General features: G+C 29.6%; 19 protein-coding genes and 1 pseudogene. All 20 read right to left on the bottom strand.

The window, feature by feature from the left end; genetic code table 11:
* Window positions 1-538: pseudogene (locus RWN11_RS03865) on the bottom strand (hypothetical protein); the annotation flags it as partial.
* Window positions 539-760: 222 nt separating this feature from the next.
* Window positions 761-1,387: a thioredoxin gene (locus RWN11_RS03860; RefSeq protein ID WP_314160470.1), complete on the bottom strand. Its 627-nt coding sequence runs from the start codon at window positions 1,385-1,387 to the stop codon at window positions 761-763.
* A 22-nt stretch (window positions 1,388-1,409) separates the two neighbouring features.
* Window positions 1,410-3,668, bottom strand: a complete 2,259-nt coding sequence (gene recJ, locus RWN11_RS03855; protein WP_314160469.1) for a single-stranded-DNA-specific exonuclease RecJ — start codon at window positions 3,666-3,668, stop codon at window positions 1,410-1,412.
* 32 nt (window positions 3,669-3,700) lie between these two features.
* Window positions 3,701-3,976: a LapA family protein gene (locus RWN11_RS03850; protein WP_314160468.1), complete on the bottom strand. Its 276-nt coding sequence runs from the start codon at window positions 3,974-3,976 to the stop codon at window positions 3,701-3,703.
* Entirely contained in the window at window positions 3,976-5,967 is a 1,992-nt protein-coding gene (ligA, locus tag RWN11_RS03845; RefSeq protein WP_314160467.1) for an NAD-dependent DNA ligase LigA, read from the bottom strand. The genes RWN11_RS03850 and ligA overlap by 1 nt, the downstream gene beginning before the upstream one ends.
* Window positions 5,968-5,973: 6 nt before the next feature.
* The gene (locus RWN11_RS03840) at window positions 5,974-8,157 is read right to left on the bottom strand and encodes a UvrD-helicase domain-containing protein (protein ID WP_314160465.1); all 2,184 of its coding nucleotides are present in this window, start codon (window positions 8,155-8,157) and stop codon (window positions 5,974-5,976) included.
* 351 nt (window positions 8,158-8,508) lie between these two features.
* Window positions 8,509-9,648 (bottom strand): recombinase RecA, encoded by a 1,140-nt coding sequence (gene recA / locus RWN11_RS03835; RefSeq protein ID WP_314160464.1) that lies wholly within the window; start codon window positions 9,646-9,648, stop codon window positions 8,509-8,511.
* A 16-nt stretch (window positions 9,649-9,664) separates the two neighbouring features.
* Window positions 9,665-10,579 (bottom strand): fumarylacetoacetate hydrolase family protein, encoded by a 915-nt coding sequence (locus RWN11_RS03830; RefSeq protein ID WP_314160463.1) that lies wholly within the window; start codon window positions 10,577-10,579, stop codon window positions 9,665-9,667.
* Between the two features lie 131 nt (window positions 10,580-10,710).
* Window positions 10,711-12,459 carry an excinuclease ABC subunit UvrC gene (uvrC, locus tag RWN11_RS03825; RefSeq protein WP_314160462.1) on the bottom strand — a complete coding sequence of 583 codons (1,749 nt, stop codon included), beginning with the start codon at window positions 12,457-12,459 and terminating at the stop codon, window positions 10,711-10,713.
* A 144-nt stretch (window positions 12,460-12,603) separates the two neighbouring features.
* Window positions 12,604-14,490 carry a Stk1 family PASTA domain-containing Ser/Thr kinase gene (gene pknB, locus RWN11_RS03820; RefSeq protein WP_314160461.1) on the bottom strand — a complete coding sequence of 629 codons (1,887 nt, stop codon included), beginning with the start codon at window positions 14,488-14,490 and terminating at the stop codon, window positions 12,604-12,606.
* Window positions 14,480-15,226 (bottom strand): protein phosphatase 2C domain-containing protein, encoded by a 747-nt coding sequence (locus RWN11_RS03815; protein ID WP_314160460.1) that lies wholly within the window; start codon window positions 15,224-15,226, stop codon window positions 14,480-14,482. The genes pknB and RWN11_RS03815 overlap by 11 nt, the downstream gene beginning before the upstream one ends.
* Entirely contained in the window at window positions 15,204-16,337 is a 1,134-nt protein-coding gene (gene rlmN, locus RWN11_RS03810) for a 23S rRNA (adenine(2503)-C(2))-methyltransferase RlmN (protein WP_314160459.1), read from the bottom strand. Before rlmN ends, RWN11_RS03815 begins: the two co-directional genes overlap by 23 nt.
* Window positions 16,331-17,656 (bottom strand): 16S rRNA (cytosine(967)-C(5))-methyltransferase RsmB, encoded by a 1,326-nt coding sequence (gene rsmB, locus RWN11_RS03805; protein WP_314160458.1) that lies wholly within the window; start codon window positions 17,654-17,656, stop codon window positions 16,331-16,333. Before rsmB ends, rlmN begins: the two co-directional genes overlap by 7 nt.
* Window positions 17,649-18,611 carry a methionyl-tRNA formyltransferase gene (fmt, locus tag RWN11_RS03800; RefSeq protein ID WP_314160457.1) on the bottom strand — a complete coding sequence of 321 codons (963 nt, stop codon included), beginning with the start codon at window positions 18,609-18,611 and terminating at the stop codon, window positions 17,649-17,651. Before fmt ends, rsmB begins: the two co-directional genes overlap by 8 nt.
* Before the next feature lie 88 nt (window positions 18,612-18,699).
* Complete coding sequence (locus tag RWN11_RS03795; protein ID WP_314160456.1) at window positions 18,700-19,203, bottom strand: methylated-DNA--[protein]-cysteine S-methyltransferase; 504 nt, start codon at window positions 19,201-19,203, stop codon at window positions 18,700-18,702.
* A gap of 201 nt (window positions 19,204-19,404) precedes the next feature.
* Window positions 19,405-19,938, bottom strand: coding sequence for a PBECR4 domain-containing protein (locus RWN11_RS03790; protein WP_314160455.1), 534 nt, complete (start codon window positions 19,936-19,938; stop codon window positions 19,405-19,407).
* Between the two features lie 543 nt (window positions 19,939-20,481).
* Window positions 20,482-20,937, bottom strand: coding sequence for a signal peptidase II (gene lspA, locus RWN11_RS03785; protein ID WP_314160454.1), 456 nt, complete (start codon window positions 20,935-20,937; stop codon window positions 20,482-20,484).
* Window positions 20,938-20,950: 13 nt separating this feature from the next.
* A complete protein-coding gene (gene nth / locus RWN11_RS03780) occupies window positions 20,951-21,595 on the bottom strand; it encodes an endonuclease III (protein WP_314160453.1) in 645 nt (214 codons plus the stop codon).
* Window positions 21,576-22,097 (bottom strand): DnaD domain protein, encoded by a 522-nt coding sequence (locus RWN11_RS03775; protein ID WP_314160452.1) that lies wholly within the window; start codon window positions 22,095-22,097, stop codon window positions 21,576-21,578. The genes nth and RWN11_RS03775 overlap by 20 nt, the downstream gene beginning before the upstream one ends.
* Window positions 22,098-22,107: 10 nt before the next feature.
* A partial coding sequence (locus tag RWN11_RS03770) for an amino acid--tRNA ligase-related protein (protein WP_314160471.1) occupies window positions 22,108-22,277 on the bottom strand: 170 nt, incomplete at its 5' end.

Raw genomic sequence — 22,277 nt, 5'->3', positions numbered from 1 at the left:
CATCCCCATAGCTATTCTTTTCTACTTTAGTAACTAAATCTTTTTGAGCATATGAAGTATTAGTTGCTGGTGTTGATGTAGCAGTACTCGGTTCTACATACCCTTCGTCTTCATATGCAGCTTTTGAACCATCTTTAAAAATAAATTCAATTTTGTGTTTCTTTTGTTTATTATAATGAGCTTCTATATCTTTATTACTAATATATACAGTATTACCATATAATGTATAATTTTTAGAAGCAGATGATTCACTATCAAAACCGAAATCTTTCCCATCGATTAATAGTTTATCAACATTTTTCCAGTATTTGTTAAATATATCATTAGATGAATCTTTACCTTCGACAGTAAATTCTAATGAACCACTTCCTCCTATTTCAGCTTCGTAGATTTTAAAACCTTCACTTTGTTCACCTTGAGCATAAGCGATATTTAACTTTGTATTTAATATAGGATTAGATATTCCCGTAGTAGTTATTGTTAAACAGATAGGAACTGCTAATCCAGCTATGAATTTGCTATTGTATTTTTTTGTCATAGAATGCCTCCAATAAATTTTATACTGATAATCAGTATCGTTTAATTATAAACATATTATACTACAACAGTAAATAAGATACAAGTAAAAAGTCAAAAAATAAAAAAAAATTAGTGAATAAATACAAGAATTCAATTTAAAAACCATTGAATTCATAGGTTTATCCACTAAAATAATTCGTACATAAATTTGTCACAATAAAAAAATAATTAATATAACTGTTTAAAATCTTTTTGTTATTAAGTTAAAATGTATTTCAATATCCTCAGGTTCTGTTGCATAACCTCTTAAATCATAAAATTCGCCTTCTTTTTCTAATACTGCTGTTGGATAAGTTTCAATTCCTAAGTTCAGTGTTTTTATAAAGTCCGAGTGAATAGGATTAGGATTTTTAAAAGCAATAGTTAATTTTAAGGCAAAATCAGAACTATCAATTTCATATTTATCAGATAATTCTACATATGTTTTCACTTCACTAAGACTTTTTCCTTCGATAAAAAATTTACATTGAATATCATAAGCAAAATTTAATAATTTTGAATTTGGTATAAATTCTTTTACAACATCCATGGCTATTGCCGGATGAACAGAGTTTAGTATCATTTCACCTTCTTCAAGCACTTTATTATATTCTTCTCCAAACTCTACATCATACATTTCAGAAATCTTTTTATTTCCTTCTTGGAAATATCCATATTCTTTAATTTTTTTGCTATTATCTCCAAAGAATAATCCACCCGAAATTATTTCAATTTCTACATCTGAATGATTTTCATAAAACTTAGTGAATATTTTATCAAATCCATAGCACCAACCACAGTATGCATCCCAAAAGTATAAAATTTTCATTTAAATCTCCTTCTAATTTATATTAAACTTCAAGTATTTTATTAATATTAGCAATACTTTCTTTTAAAAGTAAGTTTTCAACTTCAAATATTTTTTCCATTCTAATAAAACTTGATGATTTTTTCAAATCAACAGTTTTGAAGTCTGGATTAAGTATTATAGTGTTATTTACAAACTTAATTAACTCTAATTCTTTAAATATCTGAATCATAATTTTTAAACTATCAACATTTGTTTTTAATGCTGTTAGTAATTTATCTAATTGTTGAGCTACGTTTATTTGTTTGTTATTTGTTGAAAGTATTAAATTAAATAGTTTAATTAATCTATTTTTATCAATAAGATATACGTCAGATAAAACTTGTTTTTCTTCACATATTAAAAATACTTTTTTCGGATTTAAATTCACAATTCTTCCCAAATAATCTTTAGAATTAGGTATATCAAGCAAATAAATGTATTCAAAATCAGTATCTAGTTTATCTATATCTTTGTACAAATAAAAATTACTAGCTTTATCATCCTTATATTTTGACAATTTTAAACTAGTATTGTCAATTTTTGAAATATCATAGTTCATAAATCTCAAATCTTCAAATAAAAATTCCTTAATATTTATATCAATAATATGAGCCTGTAGTTTTGATCGTCCATTAAAGTTATTTTTATCCAAAGTACATAACAAATCAACAATGTCATTCTTTTCAACTTTATCAAACGCTGCAACATCTTTAAAGCTAATACATTCTAAATTTCCAACCTCATCTGCAATAGTAAGTCTTAAATATTGTTTTTCAGAACCAAAGTATGCTTTATTAAGAACCATTGCATTTTCTATTAATACACTAGGCTTTTCGAAATCCATACCATAAGGTTTTAATACGTCTAAGGAATTTAAAAACTGATAACTAATATCTTCAAGTGAAGTTACTATATCAATATTCTTACTTGATTTTAATTCGTTATGTTTTTTAAATTCTTCAAATTCATTATCTAAAAATCCTTCAATTTTATCAAAATTACTCGCATCAAAAGAGAAACCAGCAGCTAGTGTATGACCTCCAAATGCTATGAATAAATCAGAGATTTTATTCATAGCTACGTAAATATTAAAATCAAAAATACTTCGCGCTGATCCTTTAAGGAGACCATCCTTCTCATTCATAATAAATACAGGTTTCTGATATCTTTCGACAATATTAGATGCCACTATACCTAGAACTCCTTCATGATATTCGCCGGATACCATAATTACATTCTTTTCTTTTTTATCAGAATTCTCAATTTTATTTATAACATCTTTTACAATATCTTCGGTAACTTTTTTTCGTTCAATATTGTATTGTTCAATTTGCTCAGCTAATGATTTTGCTGTTACAGGATCTTCTGCCATTAGAAAAGTTAATCCTAATTTTGCACTATCCATTCTACCTATAGAATTCAACTTAGGAGCTATATAAAAACCAACTGTTTGTTCATCAATTTTTGTATCAATACTAGATAATTCAAGTAGCATCTTAAGACCTATTCGTGGATCTTCATTTAACAACTCTAAACCTTGTTTTACAAAGATTCTATTTTCATCCGTAATAGATACCATATCTGCAATTGTACCAATTGCAACTAGATCTAATAAGAAATCAGGGAAGATTTCCAATAATGCGTGGGCTAGTTTAAATGCAACTCCTACTCCAGCTAATTTCTTGAAAGGATAATTACCATCTGGATGCTCAGGATGAATTATAGCATAAGCATTAGGCATAGTATCTTGAATTTTATGGTGATCAGTAACAATCACATCACAGCCCAATTCATTTGCTAAATCAACCTCTTCTACTCCTGCAATTCCATTGTCAACTGTAATAATTAAAGAAATTCCTGAATTAATTATTTTAGTAAAAGCTTCTTTATTTGGTCCATATCCCTCTTCAAAACGATTTGGAATGTATGACGATACATTTGCTCCCATCGATATTAATGTTTCGACTAATAGGACTGTTGATGTAATTCCATCTGCGTCATAATCACCATAAACAAGTATTTTTTCCTCATTTTCAATCGCCTCATTAATCCTATCTACAGCTTTTTGCATGTCATACATTAAAAATGGATCATAACCTTCTTCATATTCATCAGAAAAGTATTTTTTGACAACGGTCATGTCTGTAATACTACGCGCATTTAATATTTTAGCTATATTTTTAGAAATACTATATGACTCTAATTCTTTTATAAAATTTTCATCATAACTAGGATAAATCCAATTATATTTTATCCCCATTTTTTCACCCCTTTTCGTTCAGTGAGTTTACTTTATTCTTTGTTATCTTCTAATTTTTCTTTAGTAAATAATAATTTTTCTGTTCTTTCATATTTTTTAGCTAAACTTTTATATTTTTGATACCAATAAAAACTAGCTGCGATTATCCCCATAAAGAAACATACGAAGAATAGTATTGTTAAAGGTAATTTAACAGTAAAGAATATAAATGAAACTGGTACTGAATTGTAGTTCATGATGAAAAATGTAATGATTGATACGAACACAATTACTATACCAAAAACTTTATACGGTAATTTATTATCCATTATTCCACCTCTCTTACCATGTTAGCAAATTGTTCTTCGTTAATTACTTCAATACCTAGTTGTTCAGCTTTTGCGAGTTTCGAACCTGCTTTCTCTCCAGCAATAACTAAATCAGTTTTTGAAGTGACACTTCCAGTAACTTTTGCTCCATTTTTTTCTAAAAATTCTTTCGCTTCATTTCTTGTTAATTCAACAAGTTTACCAGTTAAGACAACTGTTTTTCCTGAAAAAATATTATCAGAGTTGACTGCAGTAACTTCATATTGAGGATTCATTCCAACGCTAATCAAATCATTTATAAATTGGATGTTATTGTCATCTGATAAATAATCTAAAATAGATTCTGCTGTAATTTGTCCTACATCATCAAGATTAATAAGTTCTTCTAATGTTGCATTCATAAAATTAGAAAGGTTCAAATATTTTTCTGCAAGTATCTTTCCTGCTTTTTTCCCAACATTTAGTATTCCAAGTGCAAAGATTACTTTATCAAGTGAGCTTTCTTTTGATTTCTCAATGGCGTTTAATAAATTGTCTACAGACTTTTCTCCCATACGCTCCAATGAAATTAATCTAGCTCTATCCAAGGAGAATAAATCGATGGTATGCTCGATGATACCTTTATCATATAAAGTCGCTACCACTTTATCACCAAGTCCTTCGATATTTAGCGCTTCTCTTGAGGCAAAATGGATTATCCTTCTAATATTTTGCTCAGGACAATCTGGATTTTTACATCTTGTAAAAGGATCATTTTCTTTCACATAAGTTTCCTGATAGCAAGATGGACAAGTAGATGGCATTTGATATTTTGTAGTTCCTTCAGTTCGCAATTCTTTAACTACACGAACTACTTTAGGAATAATCTCGCCTGCTTTTTTTACTACGACCATATCTCCAATATGAATATCAAGTTCATCAATAATATCTTTATTATGTAAAGATGCTTTAGATACTGTAGAACCAGAAATTACGATTGGGTCTAAAATTGCAACAGGTGTAATTATCCCTGTTCTACCTACGCTAAGTTCTACATCAAGTAGTTTGGTTGCAAGTTCTTCTTCTGGGAACTTATATGCTGTAGCCCATCGCGGGCTCTTTTGTGTATATCCTACTTCTTCTTGAACTCTATAAGAATTAACTTTTATTACAATTCCATCGATATCATACGGTAAATCTTGTTTGTGTTCTGTCCAGTAATTAATATACTCAATTACTTCATCAATATTTTTACAAAGTTTAAAATTAGGATTTACAGGAAGTTCATATTCCCTTGCCGTATTTAATGCATTTTCTTGTGAAACAATACTATCATCGCCAACTATTGAATAAATAAACGCTGATAATCTTCTTTTTGCTGTTATTTTAGAGTCAAGTTGTCTTAAAGATCCTGCTGCGGCATTACGAGGATTCGCAAATAATACCTCATTATTTGCTTCTCGCTCTTTGTTAAGAATAGTAAAAGATTTCTTTGGAAGATAAACCTCTCCCCTAACCTCAAATGATCTATTATCTTTCAAAACTTTCGGAATAGAGAAAATAGTTTTTATATTTTCAGTTACATCTTCACCAATAGTTCCATCTCCACGAGTAGCAGCACTAACTAATTTACCACTCTCATAGTTAATAGAAATTGCAAGACCATCTATTTTTAATTCACATATGTACTCAATATTTTCCCTAGGAACCAATTTTGACACTCTAGCATCAAATTCTTTTAAATCCTCTGTAGAAAATGTATTTGATAAACTTAACATTGGTACTTTATGGGTAATTTTTTCAAACTCATCAAGTACTCTGTCCCCTACTCTTTGTGTAGGAGAATTTTCTAAAATTAATTCAGGATATTTCTCTTCTAGTTTTTCTAGTTGCTTATATAAAGTATCATATTCAGTATCAGAAACTTGCGGATTATCTTCAACATAATAGTCATATGAATATTTGTTTAATAAAGAAACTAGCTTGAAAATTTCTTCTTGAATTTGTTTCATAATTTATTAATCCTTTCTAGTCAGATTGGCATACTCAATTAATAAAGTTTTTACACCAACCTCACTAAATTCAACTTTTACACTGTCAGCAGATATGTCTAAGACTTTACCTTCTCCGAATTTTTTATGAAGTACAATGTCATCTACACCATAATTCGTACTAACTAAAGTCTTAGGTTTTTCTGAAATCTTAATTTTTGGACTAAGCCTGCTAATAAACTTATTAGCTTGATCTATATTTGAATCAGCGCTTTCAAAACTTCCTCCAAATGAAGATTCGAAATGCATCAGTTTATTAGGGACTTCATCTAAGAACCTAGAACGTTTATTCATCTTGATAGAACCAAATTGCATTCGTCTGTTTGCGTACGACATGAATAATCTTTCTTTTGCTCGTGTAATAGCAACATATGCTAGGCGACGCTCTTCTTCCATCTTATTCTTCTCGTCAGCACTACTTTCAGCATCTCTGATAGATGGGAATAAATTCTCCTCTAATCCCATTATAAAGACTACTTTGTACTCTAATCCTTTAGAAGCATGGACTGTAGATAAAACTACTGCATCTTCTTGATTTTCATCATCTGCATCAGATGTCAGAGACATTTCCGAGATAAAATCAATAAGACTATCATTCATACTAGAGAATTGTTTAGCTGAAGAAACCAACTCAGAAATATTTTCAATTCTACTTTCTGCATAAGGATCATTAGATTCTTTTAACATGCTTTCATAACCTGAATCTTTATAAATTCCTATAATTAATTCATCTATTGAATATCTTTCTATTTCTGAATATCTCTCAATCAGATTTGTTAGTAATTGGATGTTGGTTACTATTTTTTTAGACACGCCTACTGCTTCAATATTTTTTAAAGCTTCAAATAAGGAAATACCGTATTGTTCAGCATATTTATCAATTTTATCCATTGAGCTAGCACCAATTCCCCTTTTAGGAACATTGATGATTCTTCTTAAGCTAAACTCATCAGCTCTATTTACAATTACATTTAAGTATGCAAGTAAATCACGTACTTCTTGACGTTGCAAGAATTTAAGTGAACCTATTAATTTATAAGGAATACCGAAAGATAAGCAAGAATTTTCCATTTGACGAGAAAGGTAGTTTGCTCGATATAAAATTGCGATATCTTTATAAGATATACCTTCTTTTTTCAATTCAACTATCTTTTTAGCTATATCATCAGTTTCGTCTTTGTCATTAGAGGCTGCGTAAACTGAGATTTTCCCTCCGCCTTTGTTTTCAGACCACAATGCTTTTTCTTTTCTATCAGTATTATTTTTAATTACCGCATTAGCAGCATCAAGAATTGTAGAATTAGAACGGTAGTTCTGATCAAGGAACACTAATTCAACATTGTCAAAATCTTTTTCAAAGTTTATTATATTATCACTACACGCACCACGCCAGCTATAAATACTTTGGTCATCATCACCAACAACACATACATTTTTATGTATTTCTGATAACATTTTAATTAATCTATATTGAATAACGTTTGTATCTTGGTACTCATCAACATGAATATATTGAAATTGATTTTGATAAATCGCTAAAACTTCAGGGAATTTTTTAAATAAAACAATTGTTTTAAGCATTAAGTCATCAAAGTCCAATACGCTATTTTTCTTTAAATAACTTTGATAGTGTGCATATATTTCTGCTACATTTTTCATAAAACCAAAGCGAGATTGTTCTCTCATTTTTTTTACTGAAACTAAACTATTCTTAGCATTTGAAATTATTTTTAATACGTTAGCAGGTTGATATGCATCTTCTGATAAATCTAGAGATTTAACAATATTCTTTATAATACTTTTTTGTTCACTTGTATCAAGTATCGTGAAGTTTTTATTATAGCCTAATAGTTCAATGTGTTGACGTAATATTCTTACACACATAGAGTGGAATGTATTTATCCAAATATATTTTGAAGTTTCCCCAACAAGAGCGTATATTCTTTCTTTCATTTCTTTAGCTGCTTTATTCGTAAAAGTGATAGCCAAGATATTATTTTCTAAGATGTTTTTTTCAGAAATTAAATAAGCTATTCTATTTGTTAATACACGTGTCTTCCCACTACCAGCCCCGGCTATAACCATTACAGCTCCTTCTGTTTTTAGTATAGCCTTTAGCTGATTATCATTCATATTTTGTACTAAATTCACTATTATTTCTCCTATTTTTTTCTCAATTAATATTTTATCACATTTTCAAAATAAAAGGGAGTGACTCAAAAATCGTGATTTCGGAGAAATCGATTTTGTCGAGTCACCCCCGCAAAGTCTATTATATCTCTAAAAAGCTTTTATAAAGCGAATTTAGAGATCAATAAACCACTGCGCTTATGAGTTCTCATATAAACTTTTTTAAAATTTATGACTTTTGGGGCAACCCCTTTTATTTACTTTGTATATAGATTATAAGAATATTGCTATAGCAGAAATAAATCCACTTGCTAATATACAAAAAATCATTAACCATAATACAATTTTAAATAATTTTTTATTCATATATTACTATTCAACCTCACCTAAAGTTTCTATCCCTAAATCAAGTTCATCAATATTATCATTTGACTCTTCTTCTACAACTGAGTTAGTCTTTTTCCCAGTTTTATTCATCATCTCTTCCCTTACAAGAGCGTATATTTCATTATATAGTTCTTCATTTTCTTCAAAGACTTTTTTAACATTTTCGCGTCCTTGACCTAAACGTTCACCATTATACGAGAACCATGATCCAGATTTATTAATAATATCTAAGTCAACTGCAAAATCAAGAGTTTCTCCAATTTTTGAAATTCCTTCGCCAAACATAATATCTACTTCAGCAATCTTGAACGGCGGAGCTACTTTGTTTTTAACAATTTTAATTTTAGTTCTGTTACCTAAAATTTCACTATCAGCACCTTTAATAGCCTCTCCTTTTCGTACATCTATACGCACTGTAGAGTAGAATTTTAATGCACGTCCACCTGTTGTTACTTCAGGGCTTCCAAACATTACTCCTACTTTTTCACGAAGTTGGTTAATAAATAAAGCGATAGTATTAGCTTTATTTATTTGACCAGTTAATTTACGAAGTGCTTGCGACATAAGACGAGCTTGTAATCCAATATGATTAGCTCCCATTACCCCATCAATCTCTGCTTTTGGTACCAATGCAGCTACTGAGTCAATTACAATTATATCAATTGCACCAGATAAGATAAGTTTTTCAGCGATATCAAGTGCTTGTTCACCACTGTCAGGTTGCGATAAGAAGAATTTACCAGGAGTAAAATCAACACCCAATGCTTTTGCATATTCAATATCTAGGGCATTCTCAGCATCTATAAATGCAGCGATTCCACCAGTTTTTTGAACTTCTGCAATTGCGTGAAGTGCGATTGTAGTTTTCCCTGATGATTCAGGACCATAAACTTCAACAATACGTCCTTTAGGATATCCGCCTATACCTAAAGCCGAGTCAATTGCTAATGATCCAGACGATACTGCCTCCACTTTAATTGGATTTTCTGATGAAATATCCATAATTGCACCCTTACCGTATTCTTTTTCGATAACTTTTATAGCTTCATTAATTGCGGCTTGACGTGCTTTTAAATCATCTTTTTCAATATGTGTAACTTGTTTATCTTTTGCTTTCTTTGCCATTGTTTTTCCTTTCTGCTTAGTCTCCAATAACCGTAGTTAAAGTACCAATTCCTTCAACAGTAATTTTAATTTCATCACCAGGTTGTAAGAATTTTGGTGGGTTTTGAGCAGAACCAACCCCTGCTGGTGTACCTGTAGCAACGATATCCCCAGCTTCTAAAGGAACGATTTTACTAACTTCTGCAAGGACATCATCGATTCTAAATAACATTTCAGACGTCATTGCATTTTGTTTAATTTCACCATTAACTTTTGTCACAATATTCATAGATTCAGGAGAACCAACTTCATCTTTAGTTACAAGATACGGTCCAACTGGTGCTGATTTTTCTAGTGATTTCCCTAAGAAAAATTGTCCATGTTTATATTGTAAGTCAGTAGCAGTTATATCATTCATTATTGTATATCCAAAGATATAATCTAAGACTAGAGGTCTTAATATATTTTTACCTGGTTTTGCTATTACTACAGCTAGTTCTCCTCCGAAATCTAAGCTATCTGTAATATTTCTATGAGATGGCACTACTTCATTATTTCCAGCTAAAGCTGTTGTAGCTTTCGTAAAGATAAGAACATCTTTAGGAGTTTTTGCCAACTCATCACCAAGCTCATTAACATGCGCTTCATAGTTGTGCCCAACACAAAGAATATTTTTTGGTGTTCTTGTAATAGGTGAACGCCAAATTATTTTACTAAATGGTACTTTATAGCTGTCTGCATTACTACTTTCCTCAACTAATTTTAGTACTTTTCTAACTTTTTCTATAAAAGATACACCATATACTTCAATTGCTTCTCTTAAAGTTTGTGGTATAGTTTCACTATTATCGAAATCTTCTAGTACTTTAATTAAGTCCCATGCACTTTCTTCGCGTTTTACTTTTACTCCATATAATTCTTTATCGTTATAACTGAATGATAAAAATTTCATAGTTGCCTCCTCGACTTTTATAATTTCTTTAAGTTATTATATCATACTTTTAGCAATATTACTACATATTTATTCAAAAAAATTAAGTTATCCGTATATTTTATTTTTGAAAATATGGATAACTTAATAATTTATAATTTTTCTTTTAGGTTGTTTATAACGTCTTTCGGAATACCAAGTTTCAACAACTTATCTTCCGATGCAGTTTTTATCTCCTCAAGCGAAGAAAATGATTTTAGTAATAGATTTTTCCTAACCTTACCAATTCCTTTAATGTCATCAAGACTAGATTTATACATATTTTTATTTTTTGTTGCCCGATGATATGTAATAGCGAATCTATGAACCTCATCTTGTATTTGTTTTAAGAATAAATATTCTGCCGAAGTTTTTGGAAATTCTATAATTTCATAATCATCAGTAATAATATATTCTGTAATGTGCTTTTCATTTTTTGCTAATCCTATGATTTTAATTTGAGATAAACCTAAAGTTTTATGAACTACATCAATAGCAACATTAAGATGATTCTTTCCACCATCGACTATTAATAATTCCGTATTTGTTTTCTTATCTTTATAATTTCTATAAAGAACTTCCTTCATAGTTTGCACATCATTAATTCCCATCGATTCATCAATTTTGAATTTTCTATAGTTGTAAGTATTCTTTTTACCATTGGTAAAATTTACTTTTACAGATACTGCATCGACACCCATTATATTAGAATTATCAAAAGCATCTATACTGTTTATAGACTGCACACCTAATTTTTCAGCAATATTATTAAGTGTGACCTGTAGTTTTCGCTCTTTAAGTTCTTCGATGGCTAAATTATTGTTTAAGTAATACGTTGCATTTTCTTTTACAGTATCTAAAATTTTTCTATGATTTCCTCTTTTTGGAATTATAATCTTACAATTCACTACATCAGAAAGCAAATTCTCATCAATGTCGTCAATGTATATTTCTTTTGGAAGTTTATTTAATGCATAATATTGCAACAAATATGAATATAAAATTTCCTCCGGGCTATCATACAAATTAAAATATTCAACCTTACGTTCAATTATATTACCTAATCTTGATAAAAATATTTGGATACAAATATATTCGTCGTTAAATGAAAATCCTATATAATCTCTGTCCACATTAGTACTATCCGCAACAACTTGATTTTGGACAGAAACCTCTATTGACTTAATATAACTATGAATCTGACCTGCAGCTTCGAATTCCAAATTTTTAATATGTTCTTGCATCTTTGTTCTCAAATCTGATAATATCTCTTTAGTATTACCGGTTAAGAAAGATTTAATTTTAGAAATTTGCATCTTATAGTCATCCGTAGTAATTTTCTTAGCACACGGACCTATACACTCTCCAATTTGATAATACATACACGGTCTTTTTTCGACTGGATTACATTTCCTTAATGGATATATTTTATCTAATATCTTCTTAACCTCTGTAGCAGATTTTATGTCTACATAAGGTCCAAAATAAATATTTTTATTATTTCTTTTATACTTTCTAGTCATTAATAATCTAGGATGTTCTTCTTTAGTTATCATTAAATACGGATAACTTTTATCATCTTTTAATCGAATATTAAAGTACGGGCGATATTTTTTTATTAAATTATTCTCTAATAATAACGCCTCTTTTTCAGAATTAACAATTATATATTCAAGGTCTTCTATCTTAGATACTAACGTCTGAGTTTTTTTATTATGCGTCCCTGTAAAATAACTTTTAACTCTATTTTTTAAATTTTTAGCCTTTCCTACGTAGATAATTTCTCCGATATTATCTTTATATAGATAACATCCTGGATTATCCGGGAGTAATTCTAGCTTTTTTTGTAATGTTAAATTCATATTAATCACCATAAAATAAATTTATAATTTTGTAAAAAGCACAGTTGAAATAAATGGTTATTTACATATTCGAATAAACACTTTTATGTTTCGAATTTAGTGTAAAACCAATAAATATCTCTTCTGTGCTTTTATTGAAAATAATTAGTTATTGTTAGTTCTATTATTACTAGAACTATTTCTTGTTGAGTTATTTCTTGAGCTTCTATTATCGTTTGATCTTGAATCAGTACTTGAATCATCACGAGATGAAGTACGTTCTTTTCCTTTAGAAATAATTATTTCTAAAGTTTCTTCGCTCGGTACTATATTAGATCCTGTTCTAATACTTTGCGAAATAACAGTTCCAGCATCTTTATCTGAGTACTCCTCTTTATAAGTAACATGCTTAAATCCGTAAGATTCTACAGTGCTTTCTACAGTTGCACTATCTTCGCCTACTAAATTAGGCATAGTCACTTTCTTTTTACCAGTAGAAACTTGAATAATTAACTCTTTATCTTTCGGAACTATTTCTGAACCCGCTCTTATATTTTGAGAAACAACTTTTCCGGTATCATAATTATTACTTTCCACTTTTTCTACTGTAATATTTTTAAATCCTAATTTTGAAGCATTTTTCTTAACAGTTTCTTCATCCATACCTACAAAATTCGGCATATCTACTGTTTTCTTCCCTGAAGAAACACGTAAATCAACTTTTGAACCTTTTTTAACTTTTTTACCTGCTTTAGGATCACTATCAATAACAGTTTTTTCTTTTACATCATCACTTGCTACTTCAGTTACATCTCCAACTTCTAAACCAGCTTTAACAATTAGAACTTTAGCTTCTTCTACTGTTTTATTTCGGACATCTGGTGCAGATACACTATTAGAACCTACAACATAATTATAGACGAAAAATGTACCAACAACGATAGTAACCATGGCTAAAATTGCAAGGAAAATATGTTTAGCCTTAGATGTCTCTTCTTTTTCATCTCTATTTTTTACACTATTATAATTATTTTTTGGGAGTTTTTTAGATTGATAACGCTGATTATTATTTCTATTGTCTTCTTCATAGTAATAATCATCTTCATCATACGTATTTTCCTCAGGATAATCATATTGAGCATCATTATATTTTCTATCAATGTATTGAGTTTGATTATAATTTTGAACAGGTGGTGTAGGGATCTTAAATCCAGTATATTTATTTTCATACAAACGCTCTGGATTAAGAACTGTACTTAAATCATCAAATAATTCTTTAGAACTAATATATCTTTCATTAGGATTCTTCATCGTCGCCTGTAAAACGATATTTTTCACACTTTGAGGAACATTTTCTCTATACTTATCTATATCAGGCAGTTCCTCTTGCAGATGTTTTAAAGCAATCGCTACAGCTGACTCTCCTTTAAAAGGAATTTGACCTGTAATCATTTCAAAAATCAAAATCCCTAATGAATAAATATCACTTTGAGCTGTTGCAACATTCCCACGCGCTTGCTCTGGTGATAAATAGTAAACAGTTCCCAACATCTGATTTGTTTGTGTAAGAGTAGTATCACCATAGGCTCTTGCTATACCAAAATCAGTTATCTTACATGTCAGATTTTCATTCATTAGAATATTTTGAGGTTTAATATCTCTATGAATTATCCCATTTTGATGTGCATGACTAAGACCTGCTGCAATTTGTTTAGCAATATGAACTATTGTTTCAATTGGAATACGAGGATTTTTAATCATATAATCCTTTAATGTCATACCTTCTACATATTCTAAAATAAGATAATAAAATTCACCTTCGTTTTCTACATCATAAATAGAAACAATATTAGGGTGAGACAAGCTAGTTACCGCTTTGGCTTCCCTATTAAATCTTTTTACCGCATCTTCATCATTCGCATCAATTTTAAATGTTTTAATCGCTACCTGTCTATCTAAAATAGTATCATAACCTAGCCAAACTGTAGCCATACCTCCAGTTCCTAGATGATCCAAAATTTTATATCTATTACATATAATTTTATTTATCATGGTTGTCACCCCTTAGATTTTTAATTATTGCTACTGATATATTGTCTACTCCCCCGCGTTTAACACACTTATCGATTAAATCATCAACAGCAAATGTCAATTCATTATTTCTAACGATATTTTGAATTTCTTCGTTTTCTACCATATTCGTTAAACCATCAGAGCATAATAGTAAATAATCATAGTTATTCACATCATCTATAAAAGTATGAAGATCTATATTTTCCTTAGTTGCTATCGCTTGTGTCAATACGTGACGCTCTGGATGATTTTTAGCTTCTTCTTCAGTAATAGCACCGGCACTAATCAAAGCGCCAACGAAAGAATCTTCTACAGTTAATACATTCATCTCATTATCCCTAGTAAGACCATATGCGCTACTATCACCAATGTTATAAACTACAACTTGATTATCAAAAATTCCAACAGTAACAATCGTAGTTCCCATTTTCTTATTTTTTCTTTGTGATTTTTCGAACAATTCTTTATTCAACTGCTCAATTTTCTCATATAACCAATTTTTCATATTGTTAAAATTAGCAAATGTTAAATCATGCCATTCTTTTTCTAAAGTTGCCACAATATAATTGCTAGAATACGCTGCGTTACTATGGCTTCCTACTCCATCACAGACAACTGCAATTACTGCTCCTTGTTTGTTCTTTGATACACTAATTGCATCTTCATTTTTTTCTTTTCTACCTTTATTACTATTATACGAATATACTAGTGGCATCTGGAATTCCTCCTTTTACCTCATCCTTACGTTCTTTAGCACGAAGTTGTCCACAAGCTGCATCAATATCATCACCTTGTGTTCTTCTTATTGTTACATTAACCTTATTTTTCTTAAGAACTTTTTCAAAAGCGAAAATATCACTCTTACTAGTTCTAACATAGTTACGTTCCGGTACATAGTTAATTGGAATTAAGTTAACGTGGCAGTTTAGACCTTTAATAATTTCCGATAATTTTTCTGCGTGTTCTTTTTGGTCATTTACTTTCCCCATTAAACCATATTCGAATGTAATACGACGATTAGTAGTTTCTTGGTAATATTTTAAAGCCTCCATAAGCTTATCAATATTATATGCTCTGTTTACAGGCATGATTTTACTACGTAATTCGTTAGTTGGGGCGTGTAATGATACCGCAAAGTTAATTTGAACTTTTTCATTCGCAAAATCATAGATTTTAGGTACAATACCAGAAGTTGAAACAGTAATATGTCGAGCTCCGATATTAAAACTCTCGTCACTATTTACTATTCTAATAAAGTCCATCATTTCATCGTAGTTTTCAAATGGTTCACCGATACCCATAATTACAATACTTGAGATACGTTCACCTTTTTTATCTAATTCTTGTTGTACTTTTAATACTTGAGAAACGATTTCTCCTGCTTCTAAGTTACGTTTTAAACCGCCAAGTGTAGAAGCACAGAATGTACATCCAATTCGACATCCAACTTGTGTTGTTACACATAATGAGTTACCGTATTTATTTTTCATAAGTACACTCTCAATAGTATACTTATCTTGTAGCTCAAATAGAAATTTCATTGTTCCATCAGCAGATTCTTGCTTAATAATTGTTTTCAAAGTTGTAATTTCGAACTCTTCAGCAAGTTTTTCTTGTAGAGACTTAGGTACATTTTTCATTTCTGAAAAATCTGTAATTCTTTTTTTATATAACCAATCAAAGATTTGTTTTGCTCTGAATTTTTTCTCACCTATACTTACAATATATTCTTCTAGTTGATCAAGTCTTATAGAATATATAGACATTTTATCGAAATCTTTTAACCATCTAGACTTTTTATAGCCTTTAAAATCTGAAATTAACATTTTGCCTCCATTTTTTTTAGTTTAGCGATAAAGAATCCATCGCAACTATACTCATCAGGTAGTATTTCTAATACACCATTTTCTCTCGTTTTTACAATACTATTATTTAGAGAAATACTCTCTAAACTAAAATCTTTGTTCTCATTTAAAAACTTCTCTATATTTCCTATATTTTCTCTCTTATCTATCGTACAAGTTGAATACATAAGAATTCCATCTTGTTTTACATATTTTTTGCTATTTTCTAAAATCTCGTATTGAAGTTTAGCTATATCTTCAACATATGAATTTGTAATCTTATACTTAATCTCAGGTTTATTTTTAATAACACCTATACCCGAACATGGAACGTCACAGACTACTATGTCGAACTTATCATTAAATGAAGTATTATTCAAAGTAGCATCTTGTTCTTTAACCTCAATATTAGTAATTCCAAGTTTCTCTTTGTTGTCTTCAATTAACTTAAGCTTATGTATATATTTATCACATGAAATTAAACTAGAATTAAAATACTTACTTGCTATATGCAAACTTTTACCACCAGGAGCAGCACAAGTATCTAATATTTTATACTCTTTGTCTAGTGGCAAACCAATTGACGATGCAACCAGAGCACTAGCCTCATCTTGAATAATATAATATCCTTTTGTAAATAAATTACTATCTAAGTTTAATTTATTTAATACTAGACTATCTTCGCAAATCTCACTTTCACTAACAGCATCTCCTAATTTTCCTATTAACTCTTCTTTAGAGATTTTTAATGGATTATATCTGATGCTATTTTTACTCTTTTGATTAAAAGACACAACTATTCTTTGTGCTTTTCCCACACCATATTGTTCTTTAAGTATACTATATAATTCGCTAGGGCAACTATTTTCTATACAGAACTTTTCAGTTGTATTTTTATATTTAAGATCTAAATTACTAGCATTTCGCTCGATATTTCTAAGAATACCATTAACAAATTTCCCTGTGATATTCCCTGCAATTTTCTTACTTAATTTAACAGCTTCATCGATAACAGCAAAATTTGGTGTCTTATCCATGTAAAGTAATTGATAAATACTCATTAATAAAATAACTTTAACTTTAGGTTTTACTCTACCTTTCAAATAAGATTTAAGAATGTGTTCAAGATACAGTTTATTTTTTATAGTCCCATATACTACCTCACTAATAAACCTCTTATCTTGTTCTTCAACCTTATACTGATTAAAATATTTATTTAAAGTAATATTACTATAGCCATCTTCCTGAATAATTGTATATAAAACCTCGTAAGCAATATGTCGAGCATTAATATTACTCATTTTCTTCACCTAATACGGTACCTACATAGTCTTTTTTATTTGATAAGAAATTAACTACTGGCATACGTTTTTTACCAGAAACTTGAAGTTCATTGACTTTTAACACAGTATTATTACCACATAAAATATAAATATTTTTCTTATCTTGTTTAATAATAGTTCCTACTTTATCAAAATTAGATTCAAAGTCTTGCTTAACTTCTTCAGTTGACCAAATTTTTAACACATTACCTTCTAAATAAGTAAATGCTCCAGGTGTTGGATCTAATGCACGAACTTTGTTAAATACATCTCTAGCTGATGTATTCCAGTCAATCTTCTCGTCTTCTCTTAAGATATTGCGAGCAAATGTTGCTTCTGCGTCATCTTGTTTTTCTGGTCTGATATCACCACTAAATATTTTTGGAAGAGTTTCATTTAATAAATCACGCCCTGCAATTGACAGTTTATCATGTAGAGTTTCATAGTTATCACTATCTAGAATATCAACCTCTACTTTTGAAATCATATCTCCGGCATCCAGTTTTTTAACCATATACATAATTGTTATCCCAGTTTTCCCGTGATCTTCAAGTATTGAATACTGAATAGGAGCTCCACCACGTAATTTCGGTAATAAAGATCCATGAACATTAATACATTTATGTTTTGGAATTTCTAATATCTTTTCAGGTATAAGCTGCCCATATGCTGCAGTTATAATAATATCCGGATTCAACTCTTTTAATGTATTATAAGTCTCTTCATCTGTTGATATTTTTTCAGGCTGTAATACTTTAATATTATTCTCTAAAGCAACAACTTTCACCGGAGGTGGCGTTAATACTTTCTTTCTTCCGACTTTTTTATCAGGCTGAGTAATAACTAAATCTACTCCGTAATTTTCTATTAACATTTCTAAAACAGGAACAGCAAACTTTGGAGTTCCCATAAATACTATTTTTTTATCGTTCATTTATTTCTCCTAAAAAAGAATTTAATCTATTTAATTATACCATATTTTCGTATATTCTTCTATTGTTGGACGGTATTTCATCCTTTAATTAATAATGATTATTATCAGATTCTAGATTTAATAGAAATCTCTTATTTTCAAGACCAGCAGCATAACCTGTTAAACTTCCGTCTGCCCCTATTACTCTATGACATGGAATAAAAATTAACAGTGGATTATGCCCAACCGCTCCTCCGACTGCTTGAGCTGACATAGTTTTTATACCTCTATTCTTTGCGATTATTTCTGCAATATCCCTATATGTAATTACTTCACCGAAGGGAATTTCTTTGAGTACTTTCCATACTGTATTTCTAAATTCAGTTCCAATAAAATTCAAGGGAATTTCATCTATACTTGGATTTTCACCATTAAAATATTTTTCTAACCAGGATTTAGATTTCACTAATATACTTAATTCTTCATTCAAAAAATATTTATCAATATTACTAGGAAAATACTTCTGATTTTCTAAATAACACCCACAAAGACTTTCGCCATCTGAAATTAAATATAAAAGTCCTATTTTACTTTCATATGTACAATAATACATTTAAAACTCCTTTATATTTATACTAATATAATCTTATTATAACAAAAAATGGGAGCGACTCAAAAATCATGATTTCTTAAAAAACAAGATTTTGAGTCACCCCCGCACAGTTTATTAGATATCTAAAAAGCTTTTACAAAGCGAATTTAGATATCAATAAACCACTGCATTTATGAGTTCCCATATACACTTTGTTAAATTTTAGGACTTTTGGTCAGCCCCTAACCATTTAATATTATTTATTGTTGTTTGCCTACGACTTTTATATACTGCAGTTCCTCTACCTTCATATAAAGTAGTAGGAACAAATACATTATTATAGATTTTTCTCAATCCAAATACCACATATTTATCCTCATCTTCTTTATAAAATACAATAGATAAGTTCATGGTATTTTTATTCAAATCTTTATCTAATACGCAATAATTATACTTTTTTTCAATAAAAATTTCTGAAATAAAATTGTAATTATTAATTCTATCAACAACTTCATTAATTTTTTTATAATTTCTATATTTTATTAAATCTAACTCATTATTCTCTAAAAGTTTTATTGTTTTACTAGCACTAATTTTTTCAAGTTTGTGTATACCAAATAAATGATGTAAATCTAAAATATTGAATTTGACTACAAATTCACCTAATTTTTTATAATTAATCTCTACTTTACAAGAATTATTATGAAAATTATTTTTATAGTCATCATACAATTTTTTCAAATCAACATTATCCATTTTCACTCCACAAAATAAAATTAAGCACGGGTTAGAAAAGGACTCAACCAGGTCTTACGATTAGTCAAAGTGGTGATCGACTAACTCCTCATTGTGCTTCTTAGGCTCATCGCCGAGGAACAGTTCTTAAGCTCTGCCAAGCAGTGTAACGTGCTTCTATTACACCTCTATATCACTATAGATTATTTACGTTTAAACGAATCGAGACTGGAAAGGAGATTAAAAAGGCTTCTTTCTATCTCATAACCTATTCTAATATAAACTCTCTTTTTTGTCAACTTTTCCTGCTGTTTCATAGGATGTGACTCAAAAATCATGATTTCTTAAAAAACAAGATTTTGAGTCATCCCTGCACAGTTTATTAAATATCTAAAAAACTTTTACAAAGCGAATTTAGATATCAATAAATCACTGCGTCTATGAGTTTTCATATACACTTTGTTAAATTTTAGGACTTTTGGTCATCCCCATTAAATATTTGCATCTTCTTTACTAGCATAATTTAAAAATGAGAGCATGACCTAAAAAGTCCGCTCTCTATTATTATTTCTCTTCTTCTTTATAAATCTTAAATAGTAAAAATACTACCCCTACACAAATAAAACAATCCGCTAAATTAAATATAGGAAAATCATATCCGAAAATTCTAAAATCAAGAAAATCAACTACCTCATGTCTAGTTAATCTGTCAATAAAATTACCAATTGCTCCACCATATATTAAGGCAAAAGTTCCTTTATCAAAATTAGATAAAGAATTTTTTTGTTTAAATAAATAGTAAGTTAAAATCGCAATAAAAATAATCGTAACGACTAAGAAAAACAGACGACTATCTTGTAAAATTCCCCATGCAGCACCTCTATTCCTATGAGATGAAATACTGAAGAAATTTTCTATAACTTTCTTACTTTCTCCTAATGCGAAATGATTAACTATGAAATTTTTACTAAGTTGATCTAGCAATATTAGAAAACACGCCAATATAAATATAATTAACATATTCTTTCTCCTCTTATTTCAATACTAATAATTTTTCCAATTCTGGGTCAATAGTTCGCTCACCTCTTGCCGGCAGTTTATAACGACCTAAATGAATAAGTTGGTGATGTATCTTTCCCCAGCTTTCCATAGGAAAAATCGACATTAATGCTTTTTCTACCTGAAGCGGACTATCCGTTAATTCAGCTAATCCAAACATTTTCGCTACACGTTCAACATGTGTATCAACAGCAATAGCAGGGATATTAAATCCAACTGAAAGAACAACATTAGCAGTCTTTCTTCCTACACCAGGTAGCTTTTCTAACTCTTCTCTAGTCTGCGGAATTTTATAACCATAAACATCCCTTAGCATATTAGCCATTCCAACTATATTTTTCGATTTTGCCTTATAAAGACCTAATGTACGGATATATTTTTCAATATCTTCTACCTTAGCATCGGCATAATCATCTATTGTCTTATAATGTTCAAATAATCCCACCGTAGCTCTATTTACGTATTCATCTTTACATTGAGCTGATAAGAGAACAGCAATAACCAACTCCAAATTATTAGAAAAATCAAGTTCACACTCTACATCAGGAAATATTTTATCCAAATATTCCATGATTTTTTTTGCTCTAATCTTCTTTTGTCTATTTGTTAAACCAGTCATAACCTAAACTACTTCCACTTTCTGTTTTTACTTCTTTAGTAAGCTTGTTATTTAAAATGCCATTAACATAATTAATATTCTTAGACAAAGTTAAAGCCTCATCTATCTGTACTTTTGTATATTGTTTTTCGAACCAAGAAGTCACTATATCAATCTCTTTAGAAGTTAATATTCTTCCAGTAACACGCTCTACTAATTTTAACAACTCACGTAATGTATAATACGCATCTTTATTATCAAAGATACTAAATTTAATTTTGCTTTCAGGTGATATAACTATGCTTCCTTTATTAATTAAATTATCAAGCATAGAAAAAATCTCATTTTCAGATATATTCATCTTATTTTTAAATAAGTCTATTGAAAAAGGTATTTTCCCTTGGTTTGTCAAATAACTTATCTGAAGAAGAAACATAGCTTCCTCTCCAGATAAGTTATGAGAAGTATAATTCATTAAAAAATCAGCATCAACTAAAAGACCTTTTATATTGATATTGATCATTTTAAAACTCCTATGGTGTTAATCTGTTTAATAAACGTGGGAATGGAGCAGTTTCACGAACGTGCCCGTTACCAGTAATCCAAGCAACAGTGCGCTCTAAACCTAGACCAAATCCAGCATGTTCTACAGAACCATATTTACGTAAATCTAAATACCAACCATAAGCATCAAGATTTAAAT

Origin of the sequence: uncultured Gemella sp. (genome assembly GCF_963519265.1) — a bacterium.
Lineage (GTDB): Bacteria > Bacillota > Bacilli > Staphylococcales > Gemellaceae > Gemella.
Note: the sequence above shows the minus strand (reverse complement) of the source record. Positions and strands in the feature narration are given on the sequence as shown.